The following is an 18,049-nucleotide window of genomic DNA, read 5'->3' on the forward strand; positions in this document are numbered from 1 at the left end:
TAAAAACTCTAATAATCGTCCTATGGATTCAACTTTTCGGCGAACAGGTAATATTCATCTACAAGACTTAATCGATGGTCTATTGAGCGGAAATAGGGCATTTTTGAGTAAAGCAATCACGCTTGTGGAAAGTAAAAGGTCTGATGATAAAAAACTCAGCGCTGAACTCATCGATCAAATTCTAAAGCCAACCAATAAAAGTTTTAGAATAGGAATAACCGGGGTGCCAGGTGTAGGTAAGAGTACCTTCATTGAAGCGTTTGGAAAAATGCTTACCGCAATAGGTAAAAAGGTGGCCGTATTGTCCGTCGATCCGAGTAGCAACCGAACCAAAGGAAGCATCCTCGGAGACAAGACACGAATGGACGAATTGTCGAAAGACCCGAATGCATTTATACGTCCCTCTGCCTCTGGATCAAGCCTGGGGGGTGTGGCTCATAACACGCGTGAAGCAATTTTACTTTGTGAAGCTGCAGGATTTGATGTGATAATCATTGAAACGGTGGGTGTAGGGCAAAGTGAGACCTTAGTGAAAGATATGGTTGATTACTTCCTACTACTAATGCTGGCAGGCGGTGGGGACGAACTTCAGGGGATAAAACGAGGCATCATGGAAATGGCCGATCATATTCTCATTAATAAAGCTGACAGAGACAACCTGAAAGCTGCAAAACGAGCCCGGGAAGATTATAAAAATGCAGTCCATCTGTTTCCACCAAATGAAGCAGCATGGGAGGTACCGGTAGGTTTGTGTTCAGCGATTGAAAAAACCGGAGTTAAAGAGACATGGGGGGAAATTGAAAAATTCTTATCACAAACTAAATCAAATGGTTGGTTTGATGAAAACAGAAAAAGACAAGCCCTGAAATGGTTTCATGAACGTATCCAGGCTCGATTGGAAGATCATTTTTATTCGAAACCCGAAATAAAGCAAGAGATAAAAAAAAGGGAGGAGTTGATCTCCTCCCAAAAATTATCAGTTCGTAAGGCTGTAGATGAATTATTTAAAGATTAAAAACTGTAATTCAGGCCGATATTATAATTGCGCCCTGCCACATTATACCCTGCAATCGCCACATAATCTTCATCAAGGATATTGTTCAATGATGCTGAGAATCTGAGACTATTGAGGGTGTAAGAAGCCTTGAAGTCTAGCAAACCAAATGCGTCTCCTGTCACTTGAACGGTTTGGAAGGTATTACTATCAAAATATTGAAGAGGTCGATCGCCGGTATATAGGTAGCTCAAGCGGGTTGACAGGTTTTCAACAGGACTTACAGAAATAGCAGTCCCAAACTTATGCTTTGGTATACGATATGCGGTTTCATTGCTTAACCTGCGAGTATAAGTGTAGTTGGCTGACCAGCTTATCTGATCTGTGATTGCATAACTGCCACTCACTTCAACCCCATCGGTTTCAATTTCTCCCTCTGCATTAGCATATTGGAATTCAGAATTGTATATGATCAGGTTTTCATCCTTTCGGTAGAAGTAGACAATATCTGATTTAAACTTATCACCTAGAAGTGAAAATCCACCTTCAGCCGATTGTGACTCCTCAGGATTGAGATCGGGATTTGCACCAAAAGGGCCGTAGAGTTGTGTCAATGATGGAGCAATAAAGGCAGTAGCATATGAGCCAAAAACCTTAACATCAACTGTTCCCGATTCGATCAGATAGGAAGGATTGAAATTCCAAACAAAATTTTGTCCATAATCGCTGTGAATGTTCAGCCTTCCTCCAAGTTGTACAGTGAGGTTAGCATTGTCATAAATAAACGTGGTGTATGGATCAAACATGCTGAAATCAAAAGTTTCGAAATCCGGCTGCTCACCATATTGAAAACGCTGGTAGTTTACCCCTCCTATTATTTTAATCTGATCAGAAAGATTTTGATTGACGACCACATCTGCCTGATGGTTTTTTGCATCATAATCTGAAATCCCAAAATCTGTTTCAAAAAAGCGATCAAGCTTGTTGATGAAAAATTTACCATGAATATTTCCATCATTCCATGTGTATGACGGTCGGATGCCTCCTCTCAGCTGGCTGTATTCAGAAAAATTAGTCTCTGAATCTGCAAATGCACTCGCGTCAAAATCAGAGGTAAAGTCATCATAAGAAATGGTGGCGCCAAGTGTAAATCGCTCAGTCAATTCAATATCGTACTTAGCCAGAAGGTTGAAACCCTCAAATCCATCATTATCAAAGTCACCATTCTCATTTTCATCTTTGGCAGCAGAAAAACCGTCTGACTTTTTGTATCCTCCGTTGAAGACAAACGAAGAATTGCCTGCTGTTCCTGAAAGATTGGCAGTGGACTGAAATGTATTGAAGCTGCCATAGTTTGCACCCACATTTCCACCTAGTTGATCACTTGAAGCCTTTTTAAGACTAATGTTGATCACACCCGCCGCAGCTCCTGTTCCATAAAGTGTGCTAAGACCTCCCTTAAGTACCTCGATGGATTCTACCTGTTCAAGATTCAATAATCTTAGATCATAGGTTTGATCAATACCTGAAGCATCATTAAATGGTACTCCATCGATCAAAATCAATGTGCTTTTACTTCTTGCCCCTCGAACAAAATAATCAACATTAGTTCCAAGCGGGCCAAAGTTTCCATCCATTTGAACCCCCGGAACTTCATTGAGAAGATCGGCAACAGACCTGGCGCTGCTCTGCTCAATATCCTTTCGTGTGGTTTTAAAAATGGATTTACCTGATTTTTCAACAGGAATTTCTGATTTGGTGCCTGTGATCACCACTTCATCCAGCTGGACGGTTTTGAGGGTGTCCTGTGCCTTGACAGTCCATCCCATGCATGCAAATGCAATGATTAAATGTAATTTTCTCATAGGAATTATTGATTACTATGAGCCTCGTAGAAAGAATGGAGCTAACCCCTTCCTCTGCTTTCACCCGAAGCTTAGAATTATTTAAAATGACCGTGGCAGGTCTCCTGGCTTGTCTGGTTTTGATTTCCTTCCCATCCGCCAGCAGCGAACAGTGGATTTTGATGTGATCAAAACATTCTTCAGACTTACAGTTGCGGGGACAGCTCCCGAATTTCACCATATGGCGATCACGAGATTCCCATTTTAATTCTCTCCGCCAGTTGGCGGATCAGAAACCATAGTCAGGCACAAAACTAAATAACATAACCAGTCGATGCGCTACTTTTGGCCCATGATCAGACTTGTTTTTGGAATTTTAATTGTTTTAAGTGCCTGTACTACCGAGAAAAAAGAGGAATCTTCGGTTTCTACGAATGAGGTGAAGTACGCAAAGGGCTTTCATTTTGAAGAAGAAGGAAGTAATAAATACTTGGTAATAGATGAGCCCTGGCCAAAAGCCAGTACACCTATTAAGTATGAACTTAATGCAAGTCCAAAGCGAATCGTTTGTACCTCCACTTCTCACCTTCCCTATTTTGAATTGCTGGGAGCAGAAGAACTGGTTATCGGCTTTCCAAACCTGAATTATATAAGCTCAGAGGTGTTTATCGAGCGAGGCAATGAAGGTTTGCTGACTGATCTTGGACCAGATGGAAATATCAATATAGAATTGTTGCTTGGTATAAATCCTGATGCAGTGGTGGCATTTGATATGGGAGGGGAATCCCTGACTTTAGACAAGATTGAGGAGTCGGGAATTCCGGTTTATTATAACTCTGATTTTTTGGAACAAAGTCCACTTGGGAGAGCCGAATGGATCAAGTTTTTTGGAGCCTTACTTGGCAGAGAAAAGGAAGCAGATTCTATTTTCTTAGCAATTGAAACTGAATATTTGAGATTGAAAAACCAGGCCTCTGCAACCGCAGATAGGCCAACCATATTGAGCGGTGTGGTATATGGCGACACGTGGTTTTTACCCGGTGGAAATAACTGGGCAGCTACTTTTTTCAATAATGCCGGAGGTGAGTATTTATGGGACGATGACACGACTTCAGGATGGCTGGAGCTTAGCTTTGAATCAATTTATGAAAAGGCCAATTCGGCAGATATGTGGATTGGCACCTCTACTTTAAACTCCATGAACGAAATGTTGGGGCAGGATGACCGATACACTGCTTTTGAGGCTTTTAAAAATGGCGATGTATACAACTACAACAAGAAAATAGGCCCCAATGGAGGTTATGATTTCTTTGAGTCAGGATACTCCAGACCGGATTTAGTATTGTCAGACCTGATCAAAATCCTGCATCCCGAATTGCTCCCTGAGTACGAAACTGTTTACTTTCAGAAGCTGAAATGATTGAATCACACTTAGATGAGTCTAGAAAGAAGTGGCGCTTAGTCTTTATTTGTTTAACGCTTGGACTATGTCTATGCTTCCTTCTTAGCATCTCGCTCGGTTCTGTCAATATTCCATTCGGATATATCATTCAGCATTTCTTTGGTGAGCCAGACAATCAGATTTGGTCCAATATCATCCAGAATTTCCGCATTCCTAAGGCACTCACATCCATACTGGCTGGGAGTGCTTTAGCTATTAGCGGACTGCAAATGCAAACCCTTTTCAGAAATCCGCTTGCCGGCCCTTTTATTCTGGGAATTAGCTCAGGAGCAGGACTTGGCGTTGCTCTTGTGATCTTTCTCGGGGTATGGCTGGGTGGATTCATAGGGATGTCTGGAATAGGCAGAAGCTGGCTGCTCGTAGGTGCTTCTGGAGTCGGATCATTTTTGGTGCTCTCAGTTGTGCTAATTGCATCATTCAGAATTCGATCAGGTGTTTCATTGCTCATTATTGGGTTAATGTTTGGTTCAGCGGTGAGCGCGCTTGTTAGTATACTCCAGTATTTCAGTCAGGCTGAAAATATTCAGGCGTATGTTATATGGTCATTCGGGAGTCTGGGAAGCCTTTCCTGGACAGAATTGCGGATTATGGCTCCAGTTATCTTTTTCTCTCTTATCCTTTCATTTTTGCTTTCAAAACCTCTGAATGCGCTTTTACTGGGAGAAAATTATGCGGAATCCCTTGGCTTGAATTTGAAAAAAGCTCGCATGCTCATTATTATCAACACAAGCTTGCTCGCAGGAACTGTTACCGCCTTTTGTGGACCAATCGCCTTTATCGGACTGGCAGTTCCACATATTGCCAGAATGCTTTTCAATACCGGCAATCACTTGCTGCTTACCCCATTGGTGATCTTGCTTGGAGCAACACTTTTACTCGCATTCGACATTCTAGCCCAACTGCCAGGCATGCAGGAAACGCTTCCAATCAATGCGGTTACGTCCTTGTTTGGGGCACCATTTGTTATCTGGCTGATTATGAGAAAATCCAACCTTAATTACCGATTCTGATGGAGTTGCTGAAAATTGATCGACTAAGTATTGGGTATGGCTCTGAAAAGATTTTAGCTGACGGGATTGATCTGACTATAGAAAAAAGTAATCTCATTGGTCTGGTGGGACAAAATGGCGTGGGTAAATCTACACTCATTCGAACGATCTGCGGGCTGCAATCCGCTATGAGTGGATCTATCCAAATTGACGGAATCGATCTCTCTCAGCTTTCACCCAAGGTAATTGCACAAAAAATAAGTGTAGTGCTAACTGGTAAGCCCGACTCACTCAACCTGTCCGTGTTAGAGCTTATTGCGCTTGGGAGGCATCCCTATTCCGGCTGGCTGGGCAATTTGAGCAAAAAAGATAAAGAGGTTATTGACAGAGCTATTTCTCAGATGGAGATTAACTACCTGGCAAAAAAACGATTATACGAACTTAGCGATGGACAGCTTCAGAAAGTGATGATTGCTAGGGCCTTAGCTCAAGACACTGAGTTGATCATACTAGATGAGCCTACCTCCCATTTAGATCTAAAAAATAAAATTGAGGTGCTTGATCTATTGAAAAAGATAGCTGATTCAGGAAAGGCAATCTTAATTTCAACTCACGAGATTCAGCTTTCAGCAAAAGTCTGTAATCAATTTTGGTGCATGGATTTTGGGAAGGATTTGCTAATTGGAAATCCTGTGGAGCTTATTAAGTCCGGTGAATTGCAGAATTATTTACATATCCCGCGAGAAATATTGACATAAAAAAGGGACCCTGGCGGGTCCCTAAATATGGGTGAGATAATCGTAACCTAACCTAACCGAATAGAAACGTGCCTTTGCACGCTAACCCACCCATTTCACCTAATCACCATTAATAGGTACGTAATAAACCAAAAAATGATTAGGAAGGTTTAAAGATTTTTTGTCTTGATTTTGACAAAATGACACACAAAACAAAAAAGCCCTTCTAAAACATCAGAAGGGCTAAAATTGATTATACTACTCCTCTTACTCCACTACTATTCTCTTGAAAATCTTATCCTGCTTGGTCTCAATGGTCAGAATATATATGCCTTTGCTCATGTTGGAAACATTCAGGTTCAGGGACATGCCTTTCTTGTATTCTAATCCATCCATCGTAGTACGACCGTTTAAGTCAATCATTTTCAAAACCGCTTTATCAATAGATTCATCCAATGTTACAATCATAAACTCTGAGGCCGGATTAGGATAGATTGAAACCATTGCCGCATTATCCCCCAATCCTAGCGGATCATCCACATCAATAATTGATATCGTTACCGTTTCGCTTATTTCTTCGCCATTCTGATCAGAAGAGGTAATGGTTATTTGGTAAGAAGATTTAGTCTCAAAATCAAAGATTTCGTTACTCAAAAGCTGATTACCCTCTAGTTTGAAACTTTGAGCATCCGCACCTGAAATCACATAGTCAAATGAATCTCCGCTATCCTCATCCTCGGTAGAAATTTCACCAATCAACGTCCCGGACTGTAGATTCTCCTCAATGCTATTCCCCGAAAGATTAAGTGCGGTTGGTGCATCATTTACATCTCGAACAACGATCGTAAAATCTTGTGATTCAGTAGTCATTCCGATTTCAGTGATGGAGACAGTAATTTCATAAATAGATTTAGCTTCAAAATTGAATGATTCGGCTGTTTGAAGCTCATTTCCGTCCTCACCACCAAGCTGAAAGCTGGCTGCATCCGTCCCAGAAAGAGCGTAAGTGTATGAACCTAGCGCATCCCCTTCCGGGATGATAACACCAACCGCTGATCCATTTGGCTGATTCTCATCTATTGAAGACCCGGATAGTAGTACACCCGTCAAAGGTTCATCAATATCATTGACGGTTATAGTAACATCTTCTTCATAGGTAAGACCGTCTTTGTCTGTTACGATCACGGTAAACGAATAACTGTCCTTGTTTTCGTAATCAATAGGCTCATTCGTATAGATATCGGTAAAACTCAAAACCTTAAAGCTTGCTGCATCTGCTCCGGTCAACTCTACAGTATGAAACTCTGAGGCATCCTCATCTGTCACAAGTACAACCGCAACAAAATATTCATTGCCTGGATTCTCGTCAAAAGAAGTTTCGGTAAGGACTATATCAGTCGGCGCTTCAGGTTCATCAGTGATAGTAATGGTGAAATCATCATCATCGGATGCTCCTCCACTATCGGTCACTCGTATGTTGATGCTGTAACTAGCCGATGATTCAAAATCGAAGCTTTGCAGCGCGATCAAGTTATCATCCACCACATCAAACAATGCAGCATCTGTCCCGGTAATTATATACGTGTAAGTGTCCGAAACATCTTCATCATTCGTTGTGATCTCTCCAATGACAGTTCCTGCCACGAGATTCTCTGCAATAGAAGCATTGCTCAATTCTACCACTCCAATAATGTCATTGGCATCCTCAATTGAGATTGTGAAATCGGTGGATACCATCTCAGTACCGTCTGTTGCGGTAATAGTAATCTCATACGAATTGTCATTTTCATAATTAAAAACAGCATTCGTTTGTAGCTCATCATTTGAGGCTCCACCAATCTTAAATGCACTCGCATCCGTGCCTGATATTGAATAGATAAATGGTCCTGTCAGATCATCTGATTCTACAGACAAAGCACCTACAAGTGTTCCTGTTGACTGATTTTCTGCCACTGAAGCATTAGAAAGGACAACTGACAAACTTTGATCCTCGATAGTGATGGTAAAGTCTTTGTCTAGAGATGCCCCATTTTCATCTGTTGCAGTGATCGTAATTTCATAGGTTGCCTTCGTTTCAAAATCAAATACCTCATCTGAAACTAAATAGTATACATCGTCCACCACTTCATAGTCAAAGCTGGCTCCATCTGTTCCTGCAACAGTAAAAGTCATGTCGTCATTCTCCGGATCTACTCCACTGATCACTCCTACAGTGGTACCAGCAGGCTGATTCTCAGCAATAGAACCGGAAGAAAGTGTAATTGTGGTAGGCCTAAGATTGGTTACTATTTCAACACTATTCCTTATCAAAGTAAGTCCGGGAACTGCACTATTAGTAACGGTAGCATGATAGAAAGCATCTATATCAGCATTTGCCCCAATGATCTCCAGTGTTGAGTTCGTTTCTCCATCAAAGACCTCATCGTCAAAATACCATTGATATACATTGCCAATAGCATCTCCGCTGATGGTAATGGTATAGTCATCTCCTTCATTTAGTAGCACAGTTTCTGTGTTATCTAAATTGGCTTGAGGGCTCACCGTCAGATTAGTTGCAGTTGGTAGGTTACCCACCAAATCGCTAAAATCCAATTCATTGTTTTCTATGGAAAAATCTATTAGACTGAGGCCTGAGTAATCCCTCAAGATGGTCATCTTATTATCATCTGCATACAGATGTGTCAGGTTGGTCAATAATGCCAGACTTGACGGGAGACCATAAGCAATGTCATTTCCACTCAAATCGATTTTAACAAGAGAAGGAATAGCCATTTCTTCTGCAGTAGCATCTGTTAGTAAATTTTCAGACAGGTCTATTTCCTGCAATGAAGAAAGCCCATTAATATCCTCTGGAATCCAGCCGGTAACGTTGTTGTTAGGTAGTTCTAATTTAATCACTCTACCATCTCCATCTACTGTCAGCCCATACCAGGATGAGAAATCAGCCGAGGTACCCCAATTGGTTGAATTAGTCCAACTGGAACCTCCATTGTTTCCATAAAAAGACATCAACGTTGCATAATCTGGCCTGGTGGTGTGATCTGTATTCGATACCGTCTCTGTCAGACTGTTGTTACTTTCATCTTCATCTCCAGCCAAAGTAAGCGACACTGTTACGGAATAGTCACCGTAGACAGACAGATCCACTGTGGTCGAAAAATTATGAGTGTAAGTGTCTCCAGCCATGATGGTAGAACTGATATTATCTGTGACAATATCTACTCCATCCACACTTAAGGTGAGCGAATAGGCGTTTTGGTCGTCGGTTCCATTGTTGGTGATCAGAGCGGAAATGCTTTCTGAGCTGCTGAGTGCTCCGTCAGAAGGAACATTTACTGCAGATACTTCCAACTCATCAACCGGTGGAATCACAATGTCATATATTGCAGTGAAAACACCATTTCCGTGCGTCCCTACAACCATCGTTCCGTCAGACTTGCCAACCATGTGCTCCACCACAACTTCTCCGATTCCTGTACCATCTTCCTGCGTCCAGACAGTAGAGGTGCCACTCAGTGAGGAAGTGGAATAAAGTCCGGTACTTGTACCTGCAAAATATTTAACTCCATCTCCCAAGATAGCCACCGTTCTAACCGATGGTCCATCTCCAGAGCCATCGCTGTTTTCTTCCAGCGATCCGCTTACATCAGCCCAAGTACTACCTGCATCTGAGGAATGCCAGACACTTTTAACACCGTAGTTCGAAAATGAGACAAGCAATTCATCATCATTTTCAGGATTTACTCCAATACCAGAAACATAGCCTGAAGGAAATGAAGCAGATGTAATCTCATTGAATGACTCTGTTCCGTGCGCATTAGTGACTTTAAATACTTTCCCTGTGCTGGTTCCTACATATACTGTTCCGACAGTACTCGTAAGTCCAAATTCACTGATCTTTCCGGAGGCTAGTACAATTGACTTCCAGCCTGTTGAAGTAGTACTTGTTGACGCCTGGGTATTTACATACAAAGTGCTAGTCCCACCCATGTACAGAATCTCATCATCATTTGGATCTAAATAAAGTGGAGCTATGAAAAGTGAACCAGAATATCCACTAGGTTTTACGTTGGTATAGCTATTGGGCGTTTGATCATTCGCATTGGAATATCCGATTCGGTATACCTGACCATTTTGAGCTGAAACAAAACGGACAGTGCCATCTGAATTGAAGGCATTGTAAGCTCCATCGCCGCTAAATTGATCTGTCCAGGTAGCGTCCGAATCAGTAGCAATAGAAAGCCAGGTGCTATTATCCTGAAAGCCAGCCATCACCTGATCGCCCGGCCCGGAAGATACAGCATACACCTGTGTGGTTAGGTAGCCGTTGTTCAATGGCGTCCAGGAAACCTGCTCGTCATTGGCATTCGTGGCAGTGATATCGCTTGTGTACTGAACACCACCGTCATTACCAGAAAGGGCTGCATTGCTAGACAAAAAAACAAACGAATGCTGGTCTGCATGATGATTGGTGTATTGTCCGTAAGAATTGATATTTGAAGGTGAGTATCCACCAATCCATGAAGTATTGGTTGTTGTAGCAAAACCATCCGTAGAACGGAAAAGACTGGTACCTCCAATGATTACGAAATCTTCATCAGTAGGGCTAACCTTAATCAATAGATCATAGCCTCCCTGAGAATCAAAATTACCGGTTGCTCCACCCAGTTGTGGGATTTGATCTGACCGATCTGTCCAGGTATCTGTTGATTCATTAAAGTGCCACAATTCATGGCCTGAAGCATGCGATCCTCCTTCTCCTAAAAGATAAAGGCTATTGCCATTTCCAGAAATGGCTAATTCTTTCCGTTCATACTGAACTGCTGACATGGAAGGTGTAATATCTGTCCATGTAATTGCATCATCTGTTTTGTACACTCCCAAGCCATCCAATACGGCATATATTGTTCCTGTAGAGGATATTACCACGTCAGTCCAGTAAGCAGCATTGGAACCACCTAGCTCAACACCGAAACTTGTACCTCCATTTGTGCTTAGGAAAATACCATCGTAAGTGGCTGCATACACATCTCCGTTGGTAGGGTCAACGGCTATTTCATTGATGAAATCAAAACGATTGTCAAAAGTAGACGGAGTATTGGAAGCAGTGGATGAAAGTAAGCTCCAGGTAACGCCATTATCTGTTGATTTATAGATTCCATTTCCATAATAGGTGGCTCCATTTCCACTTGCGCTGTTGCCTGCAAGTTCACCGGTTCCGTAGTACCAGATGTCTGGTGAATTTTGATCCTGAGCTATGCATGAAACACTTTGAAGCTCATTGCTACCTGTCGTTTTAGTCCAGGATACTCCTCCATCTGTGGACCTCCACATTCCCCCGGATACACCTCCAGCCAAAACAATATTTTCATTTCTTGAATCTACGGCTAATGCTCTTGTTCTTCCGCCCACATTGTGCGGCCCTCTGTTATACCATGCAGTTGTTATTTCCCCGAGAGCAAAAGGCTTAATTAAATCAGACTCCTGGCTCCTCATAAATTCAAGTTCTCTTAGCCGAATACCCGAGGGTACTTCTCCCGTGGAGGGATCTTTAGTTTTTAGAATCTCAAAGTCCAGTCGTTCATTCGGGCTGTCTTTTTGAATAGTGATCTGTTGAGCCTGTCCTAAAAACGAGAAGACAAGCAATAGAATAGTAATGATTTTGTTCATTTTAGTTTTAGTTGATTGACGGATAGATAGATGACGGGCAAAGCCCAAAATACCCTCCGATCAGCTATCTGTTAGCTCAATTTTGTTGTGGTTTTTGAAAGATGGTGGCTGTCTATTTTAGGATTCTGATCATTCTAAACATGGGTTGGTTAGCATTCAATGCTTCTATTTTTTGAATGATCGCAAGGCTGGAATTTTGATTAACTGCTTCATTGGAAAGTATTTCCAGCATTTCAATGGCATTGAACTCCACATTGAATCCAAAACCTGCTTTCTCCACAGACTTGATTTTTGCCATAAATCCCACTTCAGTCTTTTGAATCCACTCAAATTCAACAATCGCCTGATCAGGTGAAAGTTGAATGTTTTCAAAGTCAACTTCCTGATCGTTTGGAGCAGAGGGGCTGGGCTGCACTTTACATGCTATTGAGAATAAAAAGCAGAGTAAAACGGTTAATCTCATCTTCAATTTTAAAATTGCTAAACTATGTCAATGGCTTGACAATCCTTGGTTGTTCTGAGTAACTTCAAAGCCTCCAGTCACACAAAGACGTATTATTGACCTGTTAAACTCACTCAATGCAAAAAATAGTCATCATTGGAAATGGAATAGCCGGTATTACTGCAGCACGGCATATAAGAAAGCTATCCGATGATCAAATCACCGTTATTTCAGGAGAAACAGATCATTTTTTTTCCAGAACCGCGCTCATGTATATCTACATGGGTCACATGAAATATGAGAATACCAAGCCGTATGAAGACTGGTTTTGGGAGAAGAACAAGATCAATCTGAAAAGAGCGTGGGTAAAAACCATTGACTTTGATAAAAAAGGAATCTCTTTTGACTCGGGTGATTCAATGAGCTATGACAAGTTAATTCTGGCTACAGGAAGTCAGTCCAATAAATTTGGATGGCCCGGCCAGGATTTGGAGGGTGTGCAGGGACTGTATTCCTATCAGGATTTGGAGCTGATGGAAAAGAATACACAAAATGTAGAGAGAGCAGTCATAATTGGAGGTGGCCTGATCGGTGTGGAAATGGCTGAGATGCTTCACTCACGACACATTCCTGTGACTTACCTTATACGCGAAAATCATTTTTGGGACAATATGCTTCCGCAGGAAGAAGCCACTTTGATTGACAAACACCTATACAAGCATGGTATTGATTTGAGACAGGAAACCGAACTAGAAGAAATTTTAGATGATGGAAATGGAAGAGTAGAGGGAGTCAAAACGAAATCTGGAGAAGTCATTGATTGTCAGTTTGTGGGGCTCACTGTGGGAGTGCACCCTAACATCAGTTTGGTCAAAGACTCAAAAATCGAAACTGATAGAGGGATTTTGGTAGACAAGTATCTTCAAACCAGCTTACCTGATGTCTATGCTATTGGTGATTGTGCACAGTTAAAAAACCCTCCTCCTCACCGAAGAGCTATTGAAGCCGTTTGGTATGCCGGACGGATGATGGGCGAAACGGTAGCTAGAACGATAACCGGAACTAAAACTGAATACAAACCTGGCATCTGGTTCAACTCTGCAAAATTCTTCGATATCGAATATCAAAACTATGGGATTGTTCTTCCGCAGTGCCCTGAAGATGCTGCTTCATTTTATTGGGAGTGCGATGACGAAGAAAAGTGCATGAAAATCATTTATAAAAAGGAATCTCTGGAGGTGCAGGGTGTCAATCTTTTTGGTATCAGAAACCGGCATGAAGTCTGGGACCGGTGGTTGAACGAGAAACGAACATTAGACTACATCATCGGACATTTGCCAGAGGCAAACTTCGACCCGGAGTTTTTCAAACATTGGGAAGGTGAAATACAAATGAAGTTCAATGAGGTGTTTCCAGATAAGAAAGTGAGCGTCAGAAAAAAGGGACTTTTAGAAAGAATAATGGGATAACCTTAACCGCAGAGGGAACAGAGTTATGAACAGAGAATTGGGTAAAAAACATCCCCATACCCCCCTTCAAAGGGGGAATACATCTATACATTAAGCATCATTATGAAAGCAATCAGATATACAGGCCTTATTCTATTCCTCTTTTCCCTCGGGTTATTTTTGGGGAGCTTTTTCATGTCAAGTTTCACACTGACTGAAGATACTTTTAAAGAGATCGTGAAGGCAGAACATCAAGAGATTCTACAACCAGCACTCTCTAGTGTCATTGACAAGGAATATGCTCATAGCATTCCTTTTGTGAATGACATTCAAGGAGCCGTAGAAAAAGTAAATGAAGAAGCCAGAGCCAAACAGCAATGGGACAAAGTGATTTATGACGACTATGCAGGTTCCTTAACCAGAGCATCTGCCAAAGGCTATGTCCCAAACAATAAGCTTCTTGTATTCCTGCTAATTTACGTGGTTGGAGCACTGGGAGCTTTAATGTTTATTGTGCCTCAGATAAAATTGAGCGGCCCTCCGGGGATTAAAAACAATCATATTTTTCAGCATGCACTAAACAGTCGCGGCTGGATGGGAATTGTAACTGGTGCGCTTCTAATTGGATTCTATATCCTCCTTTACTTTTTCCCAGCCTACATCACCAACTGGATCATCATTGTTGATCCGCTTCAAAAACTGATCAACCCTTCAGCTACTTCAAGTCAATGGTTCCTGTACGGATTCCTGTACACGTTCGCGGTTTTAGTGATGGGCGTTCGTATGATTATCAAGTATCGTCATAGCAAGTACCAGATTTTCAGAACCTGCTCCGTCATGTTTTTTCAGCTGGCCTTTGCTTTTCTGCTTCCAGAAATTTTAGTGCGATTGAACCAGCCCTACTTTGATTTCAAAAACATGTGGCCCCTAGACTATGATTTCTTTGATGCCTGGCATATCAACACACTGACATCTTCAGGCGGAATTGGCATTTTCATGTTTGTATGGGGCATTACTCTTTTTGCGGTAGGTGTTCCGGTATTCGTTTACTTCTTTGGTAAGCGCTGGTATTGCTCATGGGTTTGCGGATGTGGGGGATTAGCGGAAACTGCAGGAGATCCATTCAGACATCTCTCAGATAAATCATTAAAAGCCTGGCAGATTGAACGCTACCTTGTGCATGCAGTTCTTGTTTTTGCAGTAATTATGACCATAGGTGTTCTTTATACGTTTATTACCGGTTCCAACACTATCTTAGGAATTGACACCTATACCTATTTACGAAAGCCTTACGGATTTGCAATTGGATCCATCTTTTCCGGAGTTGTTGGGACGGGCTTTTACCCATTGATGGGCAACCGGGTTTGGTGCAGATTTGGATGTCCACTGGCGGCCTATCTTGGGCTGGTACAGCGATTTAAATCCCGGTTCAGAATTACCACCAATGGTGGACAATGCATTTCATGTGGGAACTGCTCTACCTATTGTGAGATGGGGATTGACGTTCGTTGGTATGCGCAGAGAGGCCAAAATATTGTTCGTTCTTCGTGTGTGGGCTGTGGGGTATGCTCCGCCGTTTGTCCGCGAGGCGTCCTTAACCTCGAAAATCGAAACGAAGATGGGCGATTTAACCAACCTATTTTGCTCGGTAACGATAGTTTTACCGTAACTAAATAATCATGAAACGATTAATTCTTCTATTAACTCTTTCGGGCTGTGTTGGTCAGGACATAGTGTTGGATGAGGTACCTCCTGAGGTACGCATCACCAACGCCATTTCCCAAATGGAAATAAATACCTCGTGGCAATTTAAGTACATGTATTTGGATAATGTGGGTGCTGAAAGTACTCCTGATGAAATTACCTGGTCTACCTCAAATGCGGACATTGCTATTGTTAATCAGGATGGTCTGGCTACAGCTTTGGACTATGGTAATGTTGAGATCACTTTAACTGCAACCATGGATGAAGTGACTGTTGACACGACTATTGCCTTTGAAGTAACGGACAACCCTACCATGATGTCTCAAAGCACAAGAAGCGGAACAATAGCAACAACCAGCAGCTATGAACTGACTGGAGATTTTGAAATTTCGATGGATGGAAACGATCTCATTATCGAGTTTGAATCCAATTATGTAGCAGATCAAGGCTTACCAGGGCTTTATGTATACTTGACAAATAATCCGAACACACCGACAGACGGGTATGAAATTGGTGCTGTACAGGTCTTTTCAGGTGCTCATCAATATCGAATTCCTGACATTGATCTGTTTGACTATGATTACCTATTCTATTACTGCAAACCATTTAAAGTGAAAGTTGGCCATGGCGATATCGAATAACTTTAGAAAGACATCATTATTAATCTTACTTCTAAACCCTCTTCTATTAAGTGCCGGAGGTGGGTGGACCAAATCGAAAGGAACAGCCTATTATAAAGTTTCACAATGGTGGGTGGAAGCAGCAAAACACTACACAAGCAATGGTGGCATTGACCCTAACGCCACAACCGGGATTTTCAATTCTTCATTTTATGGCGAATATGGTATCACAGATAGAATTACTGGTATTGTATACTTCCCGTTTTTCAGCAGGACGTACCGAAATGAACAAGTGTCCGGTACTACTGGGATGGTCACTTCTCCGGGAGAATCAGTGAATTCCATAGGAGATACGGATATAGCAGTCAAGTATGGGATAAGTAAGCCTGGCAGCAAGTTTGTTTTATCAGGAACATTGCTTCTGGGTTTACCGCTAGGAAAAAATGATGGAGGAAGTGATGGCTCGCTTCAGACAGGAGATGGTGAATTCAACCAGATGGTTCGGTTTGATTTGAGTCGATCATTTTCAATAGGAAGCGTAAATGCGTATGGAAATGTTTATACGGCTTTTAACAACCGAACTCAAAATTTTTCGGATGAATTCCGAACAGGTGGAGAAGTAGGTGCATCATTCTTAAAAAGTAAGCTTTGGACTATTTTAAGGCTGGATGCAGTGGAGTCCCTCCAGAACGGACTGAGTTCAGCCGAAGGCAGTAGCGGAACGACGATTTTTGCTAATAATACTGAATTCGTTTCTTATACCTATGAAGTGGCTTATTACGCTACAGAAAAGCTTGGATTCTCAGCTTCTTATAGTGGAGCATTTAGTGCACGCCTGATTTTGGCGGCTCCCTCCTATTCTGTTGGGGTATTTCTGGATTTGAAATAATTTGTCCAATTCATAGGTATCTTCTCGTCTCATATTAAAAAAACTCATGGGACAAAAAGGAGATAAGCATACCAATGAAGCACAGCTTTCAGCAGAACTGATTCTAGAAAAGCTTTCATCAATCAATGGAATAACTTCGAAGAAAATGTTTGGTGGACATGGTATTTTTCATGAGGGCAAAATGTTTGGGATTATCGACTCAAAAGGGAAAGCTTTTTTAAGAACCAACGATGATAGTAAAACTGCCTTTATAGAAAAGGGTGCTGAGCAGCACTCTAAAATGCCTTATCATTCTATTCCTGACAGTATTCTGAATTCGGACAATCTCATTAAGTGGGTTGAAAAATCTATCAGGATTTCGAAACAATAGGTGTGAATTGTTGGAGAATTCTTATGTTGCATGATGCGCTATGAGAAACTTGATCCGTCAGACAGATTAAGGGAATTTGTTAAGGAATACTGGATTTATGAAAATGAGGAAAGTATCCCTACCGTGCAAAAGATCATTCCGGATGGATTTAGTGAGATCATCGTTCATTATGGAGATCCATACAAGATAAAGCTGAAGGATTCATGGCAAATTCAAGCTCCACTCCTTTTCTCAAATCAAATAAGCAAATACTTCTTTCTAGAAAATACCGGCACCACTGGTATGTTAGGCATAAAACTTCATCCTACTGCATTTTATGAAATTTTTCAGACAGGAATGGAGCACCTCACCGATCAGGTGCTTGCACTTGATTCTTTGGTGGATATCTCAGGCTTAAAATCGATTCAGCAAACAGAATCAATCGAGAGTATAGTTCAGCTTGCTGAAAACTGGTTGATAAGCTATCTGAATAATGTAGTTCCCCAAACTAAAATCAGAATATGTCTGGACACAATCTTCAGTTCTCATGGAATGGTAGATGTCAACGATCTGGCTAATAATGTACAGCTTAGTACACGCCAATTGGAACGTCAATTTAAAAAAGTGATAGGTCTTACCCCAAAGTTTTACTACCGCATCATTCGCTTCAATTACATCTTCGAAGTGATGAAGGAGCATAAGGATTCCTGGGTTCGAACCGCACTTCAATCTGGCTATTTTGATCAATCTCATTTCATAAAAAACTTCAAAGAATTTACCGGTGAAGAACCCTCTGCTTATGGTTTTGATGAGGTAAATCTGGCTAATTTTTTTCTTCAGAAATAGGTGTCGGTTTTTTACAATATTCCAAATCAGTCGCTTAGTATCATTGCTATAAAAA

At 41.6% G+C, this 18,049-nt stretch carries 13 protein-coding genes and 1 riboswitch; of the genes, 10 read left to right on the forward strand and 3 right to left on the reverse strand.

The window, feature by feature from the left end:
* Window positions 1-22: 22 nt before the first annotated feature.
* Window positions 23-1,015 carry a methylmalonyl Co-A mutase-associated GTPase MeaB gene (meaB, locus tag ACEQZT_RS13075; protein WP_370089893.1) on the forward strand — a complete coding sequence of 331 codons (993 nt, stop codon included), beginning with the start codon at window positions 23-25 and terminating at the stop codon, window positions 1,013-1,015.
* On the opposite strand, the gene ACEQZT_RS13080 is transcribed toward meaB, so the two are convergent.
* Complete coding sequence (locus ACEQZT_RS13080) at window positions 1,012-2,859, reverse strand: TonB-dependent receptor plug domain-containing protein (protein ID WP_370089894.1); 1,848 nt, start codon at window positions 2,857-2,859, stop codon at window positions 1,012-1,014. The two genes, meaB and ACEQZT_RS13080, sit on opposite strands and share 4 nt — an antisense overlap.
* A gap of 76 nt (window positions 2,860-2,935) precedes the next feature.
* Window positions 2,936-3,154, reverse strand: a riboswitch (cobalamin riboswitch).
* An 18-nt stretch (window positions 3,155-3,172) separates the two neighbouring features.
* On the opposite strand from ACEQZT_RS13080, the gene ACEQZT_RS13085 reads away from it, so the two are divergent.
* From ACEQZT_RS13085 to ACEQZT_RS13095, 3 genes are read left to right on the forward strand one after another with little or no spacing between them, the layout of a single operon-like run.
* Complete coding sequence (locus ACEQZT_RS13085; RefSeq protein ID WP_370089895.1) at window positions 3,173-4,258, forward strand: ABC transporter substrate-binding protein; 1,086 nt, start codon at window positions 3,173-3,175, stop codon at window positions 4,256-4,258.
* Window positions 4,255-5,310 carry an iron chelate uptake ABC transporter family permease subunit gene (locus ACEQZT_RS13090; RefSeq protein ID WP_370089896.1) on the forward strand — a complete coding sequence of 352 codons (1,056 nt, stop codon included), beginning with the start codon at window positions 4,255-4,257 and terminating at the stop codon, window positions 5,308-5,310. Before ACEQZT_RS13085 ends, ACEQZT_RS13090 begins: the two co-directional genes overlap by 4 nt.
* A complete protein-coding gene (locus tag ACEQZT_RS13095) occupies window positions 5,310-6,047 on the forward strand; it encodes an ABC transporter ATP-binding protein (protein WP_370089897.1) in 738 nt (245 codons plus the stop codon). The genes ACEQZT_RS13090 and ACEQZT_RS13095 overlap by 1 nt, the downstream gene beginning before the upstream one ends.
* Before the next feature lie 246 nt (window positions 6,048-6,293).
* Here ACEQZT_RS13095 and ACEQZT_RS13100 read toward each other — a convergent pair whose 3' ends face one another.
* Complete coding sequence (locus ACEQZT_RS13100; protein ID WP_370089898.1) at window positions 6,294-11,696, reverse strand: cadherin domain-containing protein; 5,403 nt, start codon at window positions 11,694-11,696, stop codon at window positions 6,294-6,296.
* 112 nt (window positions 11,697-11,808) lie between these two features.
* Window positions 11,809-12,159: a hypothetical protein gene (locus ACEQZT_RS13105; RefSeq protein WP_370089899.1), complete on the reverse strand. Its 351-nt coding sequence runs from the start codon at window positions 12,157-12,159 to the stop codon at window positions 11,809-11,811.
* 116 nt (window positions 12,160-12,275) lie between these two features.
* Between ACEQZT_RS13105 and ACEQZT_RS13110 the strand changes: the two genes are divergently transcribed.
* From ACEQZT_RS13110 to ACEQZT_RS13135, 6 genes are all read left to right on the forward strand, one after another.
* On the forward strand, window positions 12,276-13,607 hold the full coding sequence (locus ACEQZT_RS13110; RefSeq protein WP_370089900.1) for an NAD(P)/FAD-dependent oxidoreductase: 1,332 nt from the start codon (window positions 12,276-12,278) through the stop codon (window positions 13,605-13,607).
* A gap of 102 nt (window positions 13,608-13,709) precedes the next feature.
* Window positions 13,710-15,263 (forward strand): 4Fe-4S binding protein, encoded by a 1,554-nt coding sequence (locus ACEQZT_RS13115; protein ID WP_370089901.1) that lies wholly within the window; start codon window positions 13,710-13,712, stop codon window positions 15,261-15,263.
* Between the two features lie 2 nt (window positions 15,264-15,265).
* On the forward strand, window positions 15,266-15,931 hold the full coding sequence (locus ACEQZT_RS13120) for a DM13 domain-containing protein (RefSeq protein WP_370089902.1): 666 nt from the start codon (window positions 15,266-15,268) through the stop codon (window positions 15,929-15,931).
* Window positions 15,915-16,799 (forward strand): hypothetical protein, encoded by an 885-nt coding sequence (locus tag ACEQZT_RS13125; protein ID WP_370089903.1) that lies wholly within the window; start codon window positions 15,915-15,917, stop codon window positions 16,797-16,799. The genes ACEQZT_RS13120 and ACEQZT_RS13125 overlap by 17 nt, the downstream gene beginning before the upstream one ends.
* Before the next feature lie 46 nt (window positions 16,800-16,845).
* On the forward strand, window positions 16,846-17,169 hold the full coding sequence (locus tag ACEQZT_RS13130; RefSeq protein WP_370089904.1) for a TfoX/Sxy family protein: 324 nt from the start codon (window positions 16,846-16,848) through the stop codon (window positions 17,167-17,169).
* 30 nt (window positions 17,170-17,199) lie between these two features.
* On the forward strand, window positions 17,200-17,994 hold the full coding sequence (locus ACEQZT_RS13135) for a DUF6597 domain-containing transcriptional factor (protein ID WP_370089905.1): 795 nt from the start codon (window positions 17,200-17,202) through the stop codon (window positions 17,992-17,994).
* The last annotated feature ends 55 nt before the right edge of the window (window positions 17,995-18,049 follow it).

The sequence above is a fragment of the Ekhidna sp. genome, from assembly GCF_964218185.1.
In the GTDB taxonomy this organism is placed as follows: domain Bacteria; phylum Bacteroidota; class Bacteroidia; order Cytophagales; family Cyclobacteriaceae; genus Ekhidna.

What these genes read in the sequence shown, in the direction of transcription:
- meaB (WP_370089893.1), top strand. Translation starts at nt 23, where the DNA reads ATGGATTCAACTTTTCGGCGAACAGGTAATATTCATCTACAAGACTTA.
- ACEQZT_RS13080 (WP_370089894.1), bottom strand. Translation starts at nt 2,859, where the DNA reads ATGAGAAAATTACATTTAATCATTGCATTTGCATGCATGGGATGGACT.
- ACEQZT_RS13085 (WP_370089895.1), top strand. Translation starts at nt 3,173, where the DNA reads ATGCGCTACTTTTGGCCCATGATCAGACTTGTTTTTGGAATTTTAATT.
- ACEQZT_RS13090 (WP_370089896.1), top strand. Translation starts at nt 4,255, where the DNA reads ATGATTGAATCACACTTAGATGAGTCTAGAAAGAAGTGGCGCTTAGTC.
- ACEQZT_RS13095 (WP_370089897.1), top strand. Translation starts at nt 5,310, where the DNA reads ATGGAGTTGCTGAAAATTGATCGACTAAGTATTGGGTATGGCTCTGAA.
- ACEQZT_RS13100 (WP_370089898.1), bottom strand. Translation starts at nt 11,696, where the DNA reads ATGAACAAAATCATTACTATTCTATTGCTTGTCTTCTCGTTTTTAGGA.
- ACEQZT_RS13105 (WP_370089899.1), bottom strand. Translation starts at nt 12,159, where the DNA reads ATGAGATTAACCGTTTTACTCTGCTTTTTATTCTCAATAGCATGTAAA.
- ACEQZT_RS13110 (WP_370089900.1), top strand. Translation starts at nt 12,276, where the DNA reads ATGCAAAAAATAGTCATCATTGGAAATGGAATAGCCGGTATTACTGCA.
- ACEQZT_RS13115 (WP_370089901.1), top strand. Translation starts at nt 13,710, where the DNA reads ATGAAAGCAATCAGATATACAGGCCTTATTCTATTCCTCTTTTCCCTC.
- ACEQZT_RS13120 (WP_370089902.1), top strand. Translation starts at nt 15,266, where the DNA reads ATGAAACGATTAATTCTTCTATTAACTCTTTCGGGCTGTGTTGGTCAG.
- ACEQZT_RS13125 (WP_370089903.1), top strand. Translation starts at nt 15,915, where the DNA reads ATGGCGATATCGAATAACTTTAGAAAGACATCATTATTAATCTTACTT.
- ACEQZT_RS13130 (WP_370089904.1), top strand. Translation starts at nt 16,846, where the DNA reads ATGGGACAAAAAGGAGATAAGCATACCAATGAAGCACAGCTTTCAGCA.
- ACEQZT_RS13135 (WP_370089905.1), top strand. Translation starts at nt 17,200, where the DNA reads ATGATGCGCTATGAGAAACTTGATCCGTCAGACAGATTAAGGGAATTT.